Genomic DNA, 12,239 nt, shown 5'->3' with positions numbered 1-12,239 from the left:
ACAACGGGGCTTCTGTGTTATTTTTTCGCCAGTTTGAACAGTTCAAAGAAATTCCGGCTGGTCGCTTCTGCCAATTCGCTAAGCGGGATCTGACGCAGGTCGGCAATAAACTGGGCAACATCTCGCACGAAGGCGGGCTCGTTCTCCCTCCCCCGATGCGGAACGGGAGCAAGATAGGGCGAGTCGGTCTCGACCAGCAATCGGTCGAGGGGCAGAGCCTTGACCACCTCTTGCAGGGCGGACGCATTTTTGAAGGTGGCGATCCCGGAGATGGAGATATAGAACCCCATCGCCATCGCCGCTTGTGCCATCTCGAGGGATTCAGTGAAGCAGTGCAGCACACCGCCAACCTGATCAGCTCCCTCTTCACGCATGATCTGCAAGGTATCTTGCTGGGCATCGCGAGTGTGGATGATCAGCGGCTTGTTCAGGGCGCGGGCAACCCGGATATGTTCGCGGAAAGAGGCTTGCTGCACCTCTTTGTTCTCGGGGGAGTAGAAGTAGTCGAGACCGGTCTCGCCGATGGCGATTACTCTCTCATCTGCCGCCTGGGTCAGCAACAGGGCGGCATCGACACCGGGTTCCTGATTGAGCGGGTGTACCCCGCAAGAGGCAAACACCTGGGGATAGGAGGCAATCGCCTCGAGCATGCTCGGGAACTGTGCCTGAGTGACACTGACACAGAGAAAATATCCCACGTCCAGTTTCGCGGCCTTGGCCAGTACATCGGCCATGCTGGTCTGCTTGCTGCCATAGCTGAGGCGATCGAGATGACAGTGGGAATCAACGAGTAACATATAAAACCTTTCTGCTTGTCGGTACTTATAACCAGCGACTGAGCCAGTTCATCAAATGGATGGTGGGATTGGAGAGCTGCCCCGGCTGGCAAGCGGCCTTGAGGTCAACCAGACCTTGTTCTGCCTCCAGCAGTTTTTCGCTGGAGTGCAGCTCCGCTAACCGCTGACTCAAAATAGCCAGATCCGGCATCGCCAGTTGATGGTGACCACATCCGGCCTGGGTTTTCAGGGCATCGCACAAGAAGAGCTGCAACCAGTGCAACCTGACCTGCGTCTCCTGACCCAGCTGGCTGCACAGTGCCGTCGCCTTGACCGGACTTTGACTCAGGGCGACAAACTGTTCCAGCAATTCGCGGCGAGTACCGTCCTGTTGCTGCTCGATATAGTCGAGTACCCGCAGCGGGGCCCCCTGACAGATCCGCACCTGAGCCAACGTGGCCTGATGACCCTGCTCGGCCAACCAGCGTACCGTCTCCCCTTCCGCAGGCAACTGACAGACATGTTTATGACAGCGACTGAGAATGGTGGGGAGCAACCGCGAAACCTGGGAGGCGATCAACAACAACAAGCTGTCGCCGGCTGGCTCTTCCAGGGTTTTCAGCAAGGCGTTGGCCGCCGATTCGGTCATCCGCTCTGCATCAGGAATGATCACCACCTTGCCGCGGCCGAGCTGGGCAGAGCCCTGCAGCCGGGTGCAGATCTCGCGAATGGCTTCGACCCCGATGGTCTTGCTATCGCGAGCGATGGTGCCGAGATCCGGGTGGTTACCCTTGTCAAACAGCTGGCAGGAGTGGCACTGACCGCACGGTTCTCCGCGATCGGGGTGCTGGCAAAGGTGCAAGCGTGCCAACCGCTCGGCAAGCTGCTCCTTGCCAAGACCGGGATCGCCGAGCAGCAACCAGGCGTGGCCGAGACGACCGGACTGGGCCGTCTGGCTCAGGGCATGCCAGTCGGGGATCAGCCAGGGATACATAGGCGCTCGTTCGACAGATAGTGATCCAATGCACGCTCGATGGCCGCTTTGACCTGTTCCGGCGTTTGCGCCGCATCGATCACCACAATGGAATCATCCTTGGCGGCCAGTTCGAGATAACGCGCTCGGGTACGCTCGAAAAAGCTCAGTTGCTCCAGTTCGATGCGATCCAGCTCGCCACGATGGCGAGCGCGCTGCAAGCCAAGGGCGGGATCAATATCGAGATAGAGGGTGAGATCCGGCTTGAAGTTGCCGAGTACCGCCTGCTTGATGGCACCGATGAGCTGGGGATCGATACCGCGACCACCGCCCTGATACGCTTGGGAGGAGAGATCGTGGCGATCCCCAACCACCCAGACACCGTCGGCCAGCGCGGGCTTGATGCGGGTCTCCACCAGTTGTACCCGGGAGGCATACATCAGCAGCAGTTCGGCTTCGATGGTGAGGCGCTCGTCGTGCACCTCTTTGACGATGGCACGCATCCGCTCGGCCAGCGGGGTACCACCCGGCTCGCGGGTGCACTCGATCCGGTCGATACCGTGGTGTTGCAGATAGTCTGTGACGTAACGTACGGCAGAGCTCTTCCCTGCCCCTTCCAAACCTTCAATAACAATAAATTTAGACATCAGGATTTCTTCAATATGTATTCGCGAACCGCCCGATTGTGTTCATCGAGGGTCTTGGAGAAATAGTGGGCACCGCCCCCCTTGGCGACAAAGTAGAGATAGTCGGTCGATTTGGGGTTGAGCGCTGCTTCGATGGAGGCCTTGCCCGGCATGGCGATAGGCGTGGGCGGCAGACCGTCGATCACATAAGTGTTGTAGGGATTCTTGTCGGTCAGATCACTGCGGCGAATGTTGCCATCGTAGCGATCCTTCACCCCGTAAATGACGGTGGGATCAGTCTGCAACTTCATCCCCAAACGCAGACGGTTGACGAATACGGAGGCGATCTGCGCCCGCTCGTCCGGCTGGCCAGTCTCTTTCTCGATAATGGAGGCCATGATCAACGCCTCATAGGGCGTTTTGTAAGGCAGGTTGGCCTGACGTTTCTCCCAGCTCTGCTGCAGGAAGGTCTCCATATCCTGATGGGCGCGGCGCAAGATCGAGAGATCGCTGGCATGGGTGGTATAGGCGTACGTTTCCGGCAGGAACCACCCCTCCAGCTTGCCATTCTCGATGCCGAGCTCCTGCGCCAGATCGGCTTCGGATTGCTCAACGGTCAACCGCTCGAGATATGGAGCGCTGGCGAGCTGCTTCTGCCAATCCTCGAAACGGGAACCTTCAACGAAGGTGAGGCTGAAGTGAAACTCCTTGCCTGATGCAAACAGAGAGAGGGTCTCCTTGAGGGGGGCCCCTTCCTTGATCTCATAGGTGCCCGATTTGATGGCCACCAGTTCGGGATGGCCGCGCAGCCAGAGTCGCACCGCCCACGGGCTGGTTTCCCCCTCCCCCAATTCGGCGATCAGGCGCGCAGCATGAGCGCCTTTCTCCACCGTATAGAGCCGGGTCGGCCCCTTGTTGGTGAGCGTCTCCACCTGTTGCCATTTGTGATATACATAGCCCCCGGCGACGGCCACAGTCAGTGCCGCCCCCGCGAGCAGGGTGTAAAGCCGATTAAACTTCAATGACCAAACGCTCCTGTAAACGGCGACTCAATACCGCTGCGGGATAATGAATATCCTCGATGCCGTTGACCGGCACCACCCCCATCAGGGTATTGGTGAGCCACACCTCTTCCGCCTGCCATAGTGACTCCAGCGGAGCCTCTACCACACGCAACTCAATACTCATCTGTTTCAGCATCGCCATCACCTGGCGGCGCATGATGCCATCGACACCACCGCGGGCCAGATCCGGCGTAAACACCGTCTTGCCCCGACGCCAAAACAGATTGGCACTGACCCCTTCGGTCAGAAAACCGCGGCTGTTAAGCACTATCCCTTCGACTGCATCACGGCTGACAAGTTCGCTTTTCAGCAACACCTGCTCCAGACGATTCAAGGTTTTAAGCCCGGCCAGCATTGGGGCATCGCCGATCCGCTGGCGGCACACCACCATCTCGATACCCTGCTGTTGCCACTGGCCATAGTGGGTAGGAAATGGCGCCAGGCTGACAATGCGGGTCGAGTGCTGACATCCGCTGCCATCATAGCCCCTGCCACCCTCGCCGCGGGTCAGGATCATCTTGGCCACGCATTGTGACTGGTTGGCCACCATCTCTTCAACTTCCTGGCTCAACAGACCCCAGTCAGGATCAGCCAATCCCAGCCGATTGTTGGCCTGCTGCAGCCGTGCCAGATGGGCAGGCCACTGCAATACACGACCATCCCTGACCGCCATGGTGGTGAAATGACCGTCACCATAGGCCAGCCCCCGATCATGGGCCGAGATGGTATCAAGCTTCATTCCATTGATAAGCAAAGGGATCCCTCCGATAAAAAAGGCCCGATACCGGCAGTATCGGGCCTGTGTCTTTGCCCTGCGGCAAATTATACGCGTTTGAAGATCAGCGAGCCATTGGTGCCGCCAAATCCAAACGAGTTGGAGAGGGCGTACTCGAAGCAGCCTGACTTGGCCACGTGGGGCACCAGATCCAGATCGCACTCTTCATCCGGGTTGTCCAGGTTGATGGTGGGCGGCGCCACCTGATCACGCAGTGCCAACACTGTGATGATCGCCTCGATGGCACCGGCGGCGCCCAGCAGGTGACCGGTCATGGACTTGGTGGAGCTGATCATCAGGGATTTGGCGTGCTCACCAAACACCGACTTCATACCACGCAGTTCGGCCACGTCACCCAGCGGGGTGGAGGTGCCGTGGGCGTTGATGTAACCAATCTGCTCGGGGGCGATACCGGCATCCTTGATGGCATTTTTCATGGCGCGGGCGCCACCGTTGCCATCGGCGGGAGGCGCAGTCATGTGGTAGGCGTCGCCGCTCATGCCAAAACCGACCAGCTCGGCGTAGATCTTGGCGCCACGGGCCTTGGCGTGTTCGTACTCTTCCAGCACCAGTACACCGGCACCGTCACCCAGCACAAAACCGTCGCGATCCTTGTCCCACGGACGGCTCGCCTTTTGCGGCTCGTCATTGCGGTTGGAGAGCGCCTTGGCCGCCGCGAAACCCCCCATCCCCATCGGGGTGGAGGCTTTCTCAGTGCCGCCAGCCACCATCACGTCCGCATCACCGTAGGCGATCATCCGACCGGCCATGCCGATGGCATGGGTACCGGTAGTACAGGCGGTAGTCACGGCGATGTTCGGCCCTTGCAGACCTTTCATGATGGAGAGATGACCGGACACCATATTGATGATGGTGGACGGTACGAAGAAGGGGCTCAGCTTGCGCGGGCCACCGTTGATCAGGCTGCTGTGGTTCTGTTCAATCAGACCCAGACCGCCGATACCGGAGCCAATCGCCACGCCGACACGCTCGGCATTCTCTTCATTGATGGTCAGGCCGGAATCATCCAGCGCCTGGATCCCCGCCGCCACGCCGTACTGGATAAAGAGATCCATCTTGCGGGCTTCTTTGCGGTTGATGCCGTATTGCTCGGGATCGAAATCTTTGACCAGACCTGCGAAGCGGGTTGCGAACTCGCTGGCATCAAAGTGATCGATAAGGGAAATGCCGCTCTGCCCGTTGAGCAGTGCTTGCCAGCTGGATTCGGCAGTGTTACCCACCGGGGAAAGCATCCCCAAGCCGGTCACCACGACTCTGCGTTTTGACACTGAGGTAGTCTCCGAGAGGTGATTTGAAAGGAAACAAATACAAAAGAAGCGGCCCTTGGGCCGCTTCTTTCAGAACAGGAACTTATTCCTGATTAGCGGTGATGTAATCGATAGCCGCTTGAACAGTGGTGATCTTCTCGGCTTCTTCATCAGGAATTTCGGTATCGAATTCTTCTTCCAGCGCCATTACCAGTTCAACGGTATCCAAAGAGTCAGCGCCCAGGTCGTCGACGAAGGAGGCAGCGTTCTTGACGTCTTCTTCTTTAACACCCAGTTGTTCGATGATGATTTTCTTTACGCGTTCTTCGATGTTGCTCATGACCTGAATTTTCCTTTAAAAATACGCTATTTGCGTCTGGTTGGGGTAGTTTATTCAATTGACGTGAGTTTGCAAGTAGCTTGCCGCTGGTCAAACCACGAAATGTGCCAAACTTCGGCGTACTATCGCAAATTTGAACAGATCTCACGACAAATTGATTACACCATGTACATCCCGCCATTAACATGCAGGGTTTCGCCGGTGATATAGGCTGCTTCATCAGAAGCCAAGAATACCACAGCTGCGGCAATTTCTTTTGGATCACCCAAACGGGCGGCAGGCACCTGACTCATGATGCCGGCACGTTGATCGTCATTCAGGGCACGGGTCATGTCGGTTTCGATGAAACCAGGGGCAACCGCGTTCACTGTGATACCACGGGATGCCACTTCCCGCGCCAACGATTTGGTAAAACCAACCAGACCCGCCTTGGCGGCAGCATAGTTGACCTGACCCGCATTGCCCATGGTGCCTACCACGGAACCAATGCTGATGATGCGACCGTGACGTTTCTTCATCATGGCACGCAACACCGGTTTGCTCAGACGGTAGAGCGAGGTCAGATTGGTATCGATGATCTCGTTCCACTCGTCATCTTTCATCCGCATCAACAGGTTGTCACGGGTGATCCCCGCGTTGTTGATCAGAATGTCGATGTCGCCAAAGCGCGCCTTGATGGCGGCAAAGACGGCTTCGATGGATTCCTGGCTGGTCACGTTCAGCGCCATACCGCAACCATGGTCGCCCAGATAGGCGCTGATCGCCTCGGCACCGCTCTCGCTGGTGGCCGTCCCGACGACTTTGGCGCCACGGGCCGCAAAAGTCTCGGCAATCGCACGGCCGATGCCACGACTGGCACCGGTCACCAACACTACCTTATCGGTAAAACTCATCACTTGCTCCTGTTTACTTGATCTGGGCCAGCGCCTGCTCGAAAGAGGCGGCATCGTTGGCGTGAATACCTTCCACGCGCTTGTCGATGCGCTTGGCGAGCCCGGTCAGCACTTTGCCCGGTCCCATCTCGATCTCGAGAGTTACGCCCTCATTGGCCATCCGCTCGACAGTCTCGGTCCAACGAACCGGGCTGAACAGCTGACGCACCAGCGCTTGCTTGATGGCGGCCGGATCCTGTTCACAGGATACGTCGACATTATTGATGACCGCGATGGTTGGAACCTTGATCTCGATCCCGTCCAGCGCAGCTGCCAGTTTTTCTGCGGCAGGTTTCATCAGCGCGCAGTGAGATGGAACGGAGACCGGCAGCGGCAGTGCACGCTTGGCGCCCGACTCTTTCATCAGCACGTTGGCTCGTTCAACAGCCTCTTTGTGCCCGGCGATAACCACCTGGCCCGGGGAGTTGAAGTTGACCGGAGAGACCACCTGCCCTTGTGCTGCTTTTTCGCAGTTGGCCGCGATGGATTCGTTGTCCAGACCGATGATGGCAGCCATGGCGCCGGTGCCTTCCGGTACGGCTTCCTGCATTGCCAGGCCACGCAGCTCGACCAGTTTGACCGCATCGGCAAAATCGAGTGCGCCGCTGCAAACCAGCGCGGAGTACTCACCCAGGCTGTGGCCCGCCATCACGGCAGGCGTTGCCCCACCCTGCTGTTGCCACAGACGCCACAGGGCGACAGAGGCAGTCAGCAGCGCCGGCTGGGTGCGCCAGGTTTTGTTCAGATCTTCAACCGGACCATCCATCACCAGGGCAAACAGGTCATAACCCAGCACCTGGCTCGCCTCGGCGAAGGTCTCCTTGATCACGGCATGTTGTTCGGCCAGCTCGGCCAGCATGCCAACGGACTGGGAACCTTGTCCCGGGAAGGCAATGGCAAATTGGGTCATCATTGATTCCTTTTAGATAAGACAAAAATGAAATCGGTGACGGGATGATGGGTACACCATCCCGCCGAAGATCAGAGGCGAACCAGCGCCGAGCCCCAGGCAAAACCGCCGCCAAAGGCTTCCAGCAGTACCAGCTGACCCGGTTTGATCCGGCCATCCCGAACCCCTTCGTCGAAGGCGACCGGAACGGAAGCGGCAGAGGTATTGCCGTGCTTGTCGAGGGTCAGCACCACTTTATCGAGGCTCATGCCGAGCTTCTTGGCCGTGGCGCTGATGATGCGGAAGTTGGCCTGATGAGGCACCAGCCAGTCCAGCTCGCTCGGTTCGATACCGGCAGCGGCCAACGTTTCGGTGACGATCTCGCTCAGACGGGTGACCGCTACCTTGAAAACATCGTTGCCCTTCATATACATGTAGGCTTCGAGCTCGGCACCCGGCATGCCGCGACGGGGGTGAGGCAGTTTGAGCAGCTCGCCATAACGGCCATCGGCATGGAGATGGGTAGAGAGGATGCCCGGCGTCTCGCTGGCACCGACAATCACAGCCCCTGCCCCGTCACCAAACAGGATGATGGTGCCGCGATCTTGCGGATCGCACATGCGGGAGAGCACATCGGCCCCGACGACCAGCACATGGCGGGCGGCGCCGGATTTGACGAACTGATCGGCAATGGAGAGTGCGTAGGTGAAACCGGCGCAGGCTGCAGCCACGTCAAAGGCAGGAATGCCCGGTACGCCGAGCAACCCCTGCAGCTCGCAGGCAGCAGCCGGGAAGGCATTTTCAGCACTGGTGGTGGCCAGCACTATCATATCGAGATCGGCAGCGGTCAGACCGGCTGCTTCCAGGGCCCGCAGGGCGGCCTGGTAAGAGAGGGTGGCAACGGTTTCGTCAGCCCCGGCAATACGGCGCTCACGGATACCGGTGCGTTCCACGATCCACTCATCACTGGTCTCAACCATCTGCTCGAGATCGGCGTTGGTACGCACTGAACTCGGCAGGTAGCTGCCAGTACCTAGAATTTTGCTATGCATAGAGTTCTTATAGATCCCTGTCAGAGAAGACAGCTTCAAGGCGATCTGCTATTTGCAGTGGAAGTTGATGTTTGGCCTCTTGTGCGGCCAGCAGGATCGCATTACACAGGGCGCGCCGTTCGGCCCGCCCATGACTTTTTACCACAATGCCGCGCAATCCTAACAGACTTGCCCCGTTATACTGGTCGGGGTTCAGGTAAGAAAAACGCCGTTTGAACATAAATCCGGCGATCCGGCCAAGAAAACTGCGTTTCTTGCGGGGATATCCGGCCAGCTGGGCCATCATCCGCACCACCCCTTCTGCCGTTTTGAGGGCGACATTGCCGACAAAACCGTCACAGACAATCACATCGCTGTCACCGCTGAAGATGCGATCCCCTTCGACGAACCCGACATAATTGAGCGCGTGGCACTGGCGCAACAATTCGGCGCTGTGACGCACCAGATCGTTGCCCTTGATCTCCTCCTCGCCGATGTTGAGCAAGGCAACACGAGGTGACGCAATGCCTTCGACCTTTTCGGCCACGACGGAGCCCATCACTGCAAACTGCAGCAAGGTATCGGCATCGCAACTGACATTGGCGCCGAGATCCAGCATCACGGTGCGTTTACCGCTCAAGGTCGGCAACGCCTTGATGAGGGCCGGTCTGTCTACCCCCGGCAGGGATTTGAGCACGCACTTGGCCATCGCCATCAGCGCGCCGGTATTGCCGGCACTGACACAGGCATCGGCCTCACCGGCTTTCACCAGATTGAGTACCACCCGCATGGAGGAGTCTTTCAGAGTACGCAACGCCACGATCGGTTTATCGCCCATGCCAACCACCTGGGATGCATGTACGAAACGGACGCGGGGATGATTCAGCAAGCCATGTTGCTGCAGCAAAGAAGAGGTCTGGTGCTGGTCGCCGACCAGGATCAGTTTTAGCTGGGGTAAAAGAGACAGTGCCTGCACGGCGGCAGGCACTGTTTCCGAGGGGCCAATATCTCCCCCCATGATGTCTAGCGCGACAGTTTGCGTAGACAAAGGCAATCCTTAAGCGATTACCTTTTTACCGCGGTAGAAACCATCGGCAGTCACGTGGTGACGACGATGAATTTCGCCACTGGTCTGATCAACAGTCAGGGCAGCGGTGGTCAGCGCATCGTGGGAACGACGCATGCCACGCTTGGCACGGGTTTTACGGTTCTGTTGTACGGCCATTGTAGGCTAACTCCTAAATTCACTTACGTTTAAGCTCTTCAAGAACTGCAAAGGGATTCGGCCGCTCATCAGCAGGTTCGATTTCACCCCAGGTCATCTCCATGTTACCTCTCGGGCAGGCATCCATAGGATGCATTGCGACTTGAGGCAACGAGAGGATAAGTTCATCCTCCAGGATTTTATGAAGATCTATCTCGCCGTTTTCGTCCAACTCAATGGGCTCATAAGCTTCCGGCAGTTCTTCCTCGTTTGTTCTTTCGAACAGCGGAGTGTATATAAATTCAGCTTCACAGAGGTGTTCGAATGTCTCTCCGCAACGTTGGCAAACCAAGTCAACCTTGGCATGGGCAGTGCCTTTCATAACGGTCAACTTCTGGACATCTTTGCCAAAGTGCAGTGATACATCGATATCACTCTGCAAGCCAGCGGTTGATTCCTCCAGCCTGGGCATCTGCGACTTTTCCACTATCCCGATGTAATCGAGCAGCTTCAAGGCACTACGGACTGGATCAACCTTAACGGGCAACTTCACCTTTTGCATAGGGCGCGAATAATATAGGTCCAACAACTGATAGTCAAAGGAAAAAGTCCTTACCGCCGATGATTTTAACGTCACAAGTCCCTAGAATGCCGGTACTCGCTTTCATCGGTATTCGGATTATGCCACAGAATCTTATCCTCGCCTCAACTTCTCGCTATCGCAAAGCCCTGCTGGAGAAGCTTGGCCTCCCCTTTGAATGTGCCGCCCCAGACGTTGATGAGCGCCCGCTGGCTGGCGAATCCGCCAACGCGCTGGTAGCCAGACTGGCCCGCGCCAAGGCTGATGCCATCGCCGGGCAACGTGATCACGGCTTGATCATCGGATCTGATCAGGTGTGTGTCTGCGATGGTCGCATCCTTGGCAAACCGGGCACCATCGACAATGCCATCGCCCAGCTGATGGCGGCCCAAGGGCGCAGTGTTACCTTCTATACCGGCCTGTGCGTGGTGAATGCCGCAACCGGTGAGGCTCATCAACTGGTGGAACCCTTCACCGTCCATTTTCGCAACCTCGATGAAGCCGCCATTCGCCGCTATGTAGAAGCAGAATTGCCCCTCGATTGTGCCGGCAGCTTCAAATGTGAAGGGATGGGGATCGTGCTGTTCAAAGGGCTGGAGGGGCGCGACCCCAATGCCTTGATCGGCTTGCCGCTGATCGGTCTGATCGAGCTGCTGGATCGCCACGGCATCGCCCTGCCCTGATGTCCGGTGTGCTGGCAACCCGCCGTCTCGCTGAGATGCCTGCCTGACAAATGCTTATGACAGGTGGCGCACTGGCGCGCCGCTTCAACCCTATCAACCGGGATCCTGATTGTGCGTATAGATGATTTGAGGCTTTTTCTCTCTGTGGTCGAACTGGGCAACTTTGCCGCCGTGGCACACTCCCTCGATGTGCCACGGGCCCAGGTCAGCCGACGCATTGGCGATCTGGAACATGCTCTGGGCTGCAAGCTGTTTACCCGCACCACCCGCAAGCTAACCCTGACGCCAGCCGGCACCGACTATTTTATGCAGTTGCAGGAGATCATTCCGCGACTAGAGACTCTTAACCAGAGCATCAAGAACCAGAGTTCGGCCCCTACCGGTTCGGTCAAGCTGGGGTTGATCGGGGATGCCGACATACTGGCCCACGACTTGCTGGTCAATTTTCTCGACAAGTATCCCCTCATCACCCTGGAGACCCACGTCAGCAACCTCGGTTATCACGACATCATGAACTACGGGCTCGATGCCTGCGTCCATATTGGCGAGATGAAAGAGAGCTCGTTTGTCGCCCGTCCCCTGACCACGGTCTCACGCAAACTCTACGCCAGCCCGGCCTATGTGGCCGCCCACTGCATGCCGCAACAACTTGACGATCTTCATCAACACGCCCTGCTGATCCATCGCCTGGCCAGCGGCGAGCTGGAGGATTGCTGGAACTTCAATACCGGCCCGCTCAAGGTCAGCAGCCGGCTCATCTCCAACAGCAGCCACTATATCCGCTACGCGGTGCTCAAGGGGGCCGGGATCAGCCTGCTGCCCGAGCTGAGTGTCAAGGCACAGGTCGCCAGTGGCGAATTGCTGGAGATCCTGCCGACCCACAAGGTCTATCTCGATGATGCCTGGCTGGTGTATCCCAGCCGCAAGGGGATGACCCATGCCGCCCGTCTGCTGATAGAGAGTCTGTTGGCAGAATCGGCGTTGTTATTCGGCTGATTGTCACAAATTACGAGACATAGAAGCATAGATAGACGGGATTAATCACAAGGAGTGATTCAATTAGACTGGCGCCATTTGATAACGCTTGTCTAAAGGAAT

General features: G+C 57.6%; 15 protein-coding genes. 2 read left to right on the top strand and 13 right to left on the bottom strand.

Annotated elements, in window-relative coordinates:
* Positions 1 to 17: 17 nt before the first annotated feature.
* The 13 genes from BN1115_RS01670 to yceD all read right to left on the bottom strand — a co-directional run bounded on the left by BN1115_RS01670 (position 18) and on the right by yceD (position 10,440).
* Entirely contained in the window at positions 18 to 797 is a 780-nt protein-coding gene (locus tag BN1115_RS01670; protein WP_042655788.1) for a TatD family hydrolase, read from the bottom strand.
* Positions 798 to 822: 25 nt separating this feature from the next.
* Entirely contained in the window at positions 823 to 1,770 is a 948-nt protein-coding gene (gene holB, locus BN1115_RS01665; protein ID WP_042655787.1) for a DNA polymerase III subunit delta', read from the bottom strand.
* Positions 1,755 to 2,396 carry a dTMP kinase gene (gene tmk, locus BN1115_RS01660; RefSeq protein ID WP_042655786.1) on the bottom strand — a complete coding sequence of 214 codons (642 nt, stop codon included), beginning with the start codon at positions 2,394 to 2,396 and terminating at the stop codon, positions 1,755 to 1,757. Before tmk ends, holB begins: the two co-directional genes overlap by 16 nt.
* Positions 2,396 to 3,397 carry an endolytic transglycosylase MltG gene (gene mltG / locus BN1115_RS01655; RefSeq protein ID WP_042062905.1) on the bottom strand — a complete coding sequence of 334 codons (1,002 nt, stop codon included), beginning with the start codon at positions 3,395 to 3,397 and terminating at the stop codon, positions 2,396 to 2,398. The genes tmk and mltG overlap by 1 nt, the downstream gene beginning before the upstream one ends.
* Positions 3,387 to 4,193 carry an aminodeoxychorismate lyase gene (gene pabC, locus BN1115_RS01650; RefSeq protein ID WP_042655785.1) on the bottom strand — a complete coding sequence of 269 codons (807 nt, stop codon included), beginning with the start codon at positions 4,191 to 4,193 and terminating at the stop codon, positions 3,387 to 3,389. The genes mltG and pabC overlap by 11 nt, the downstream gene beginning before the upstream one ends.
* Before the next feature lie 68 nt (positions 4,194 to 4,261).
* Positions 4,262 to 5,503, bottom strand: coding sequence for a beta-ketoacyl-ACP synthase II (fabF, locus tag BN1115_RS01645; protein WP_042655784.1), 1,242 nt, complete (start codon positions 5,501 to 5,503; stop codon positions 4,262 to 4,264).
* Positions 5,504 to 5,585: 82 nt separating this feature from the next.
* Positions 5,586 to 5,822: an acyl carrier protein gene (gene acpP, locus BN1115_RS01640; RefSeq protein WP_005300909.1), complete on the bottom strand. Its 237-nt coding sequence runs from the start codon at positions 5,820 to 5,822 to the stop codon at positions 5,586 to 5,588.
* 158 nt (positions 5,823 to 5,980) lie between these two features.
* Positions 5,981 to 6,715 (bottom strand): 3-oxoacyl-ACP reductase FabG, encoded by a 735-nt coding sequence (fabG, locus tag BN1115_RS01635; RefSeq protein WP_042062908.1) that lies wholly within the window; start codon positions 6,713 to 6,715, stop codon positions 5,981 to 5,983.
* 13 nt (positions 6,716 to 6,728) lie between these two features.
* Positions 6,729 to 7,664: an ACP S-malonyltransferase gene (gene fabD, locus BN1115_RS01630; RefSeq protein WP_042655783.1), complete on the bottom strand. Its 936-nt coding sequence runs from the start codon at positions 7,662 to 7,664 to the stop codon at positions 6,729 to 6,731.
* 71 nt (positions 7,665 to 7,735) lie between these two features.
* Positions 7,736 to 8,695: a beta-ketoacyl-ACP synthase III gene (locus tag BN1115_RS01625; RefSeq protein WP_042655782.1), complete on the bottom strand. Its 960-nt coding sequence runs from the start codon at positions 8,693 to 8,695 to the stop codon at positions 7,736 to 7,738.
* A 7-nt stretch (positions 8,696 to 8,702) separates the two neighbouring features.
* Positions 8,703 to 9,722 carry a phosphate acyltransferase PlsX gene (gene plsX, locus BN1115_RS01620; protein ID WP_042062911.1) on the bottom strand — a complete coding sequence of 340 codons (1,020 nt, stop codon included), beginning with the start codon at positions 9,720 to 9,722 and terminating at the stop codon, positions 8,703 to 8,705.
* Between the two features lie 9 nt (positions 9,723 to 9,731).
* Positions 9,732 to 9,899, bottom strand: coding sequence for a 50S ribosomal protein L32 (rpmF, locus tag BN1115_RS01615; RefSeq protein WP_005300935.1), 168 nt, complete (start codon positions 9,897 to 9,899; stop codon positions 9,732 to 9,734).
* A 19-nt stretch (positions 9,900 to 9,918) separates the two neighbouring features.
* Complete coding sequence (gene yceD, locus BN1115_RS01610) at positions 9,919 to 10,440, bottom strand: 23S rRNA accumulation protein YceD (protein ID WP_042655813.1); 522 nt, start codon at positions 10,438 to 10,440, stop codon at positions 9,919 to 9,921.
* Between the two features lie 119 nt (positions 10,441 to 10,559).
* Here yceD and BN1115_RS01605 point away from each other — a divergent pair, with 119 nt between their 5' ends.
* On the top strand, positions 10,560 to 11,141 hold the full coding sequence (locus tag BN1115_RS01605; RefSeq protein WP_042655812.1) for a Maf family protein: 582 nt from the start codon (positions 10,560 to 10,562) through the stop codon (positions 11,139 to 11,141).
* A gap of 111 nt (positions 11,142 to 11,252) precedes the next feature.
* Entirely contained in the window at positions 11,253 to 12,137 is an 885-nt protein-coding gene (locus tag BN1115_RS01600; protein WP_042655781.1) for a LysR family transcriptional regulator, read from the top strand.
* Positions 12,138 to 12,239 lie beyond the last annotated feature (102 nt).

Source organism: Aeromonas allosaccharophila (assembly GCF_000819685.1).
In the GTDB taxonomy this organism is placed as follows: Bacteria; Pseudomonadota; Gammaproteobacteria; order Enterobacterales; family Aeromonadaceae; genus Aeromonas; species Aeromonas allosaccharophila.
Note: the sequence above shows the minus strand (reverse complement) of the source record. Positions and strands in the feature narration are given on the sequence as shown.

Excerpts from the sequence above, each read along its gene's own strand:
- yceD (WP_042655813.1), bottom strand. The coding sequence starts at position 10,440 with ATGCAAAAGGTGAAGTTGCCCGTTAAGGTTGATCCAGTCCGTAGTGCC.
- BN1115_RS01625 (WP_042655782.1), bottom strand. The coding sequence starts at position 8,695 with ATGCATAGCAAAATTCTAGGTACTGGCAGCTACCTGCCGAGTTCAGTG.
- fabG (WP_042062908.1), bottom strand. The coding sequence starts at position 6,715 with ATGAGTTTTACCGATAAGGTAGTGTTGGTGACCGGTGCCAGTCGTGGC.
- tmk (WP_042655786.1), bottom strand. The coding sequence starts at position 2,396 with ATGTCTAAATTTATTGTTATTGAAGGTTTGGAAGGGGCAGGGAAGAGC.
- rpmF (WP_005300935.1), bottom strand. The coding sequence starts at position 9,899 with ATGGCCGTACAACAGAACCGTAAAACCCGTGCCAAGCGTGGCATGCGT.
- BN1115_RS01605 (WP_042655812.1), top strand. The coding sequence starts at position 10,560 with ATGCCACAGAATCTTATCCTCGCCTCAACTTCTCGCTATCGCAAAGCC.
- acpP (WP_005300909.1), bottom strand. The coding sequence starts at position 5,822 with ATGAGCAACATCGAAGAACGCGTAAAGAAAATCATCATCGAACAACTG.
- BN1115_RS01670 (WP_042655788.1), bottom strand. The coding sequence starts at position 797 with ATGTTACTCGTTGATTCCCACTGTCATCTCGATCGCCTCAGCTATGGC.
- holB (WP_042655787.1), bottom strand. The coding sequence starts at position 1,770 with ATGTATCCCTGGCTGATCCCCGACTGGCATGCCCTGAGCCAGACGGCC.
- fabD (WP_042655783.1), bottom strand. The coding sequence starts at position 7,664 with ATGACCCAATTTGCCATTGCCTTCCCGGGACAAGGTTCCCAGTCCGTT.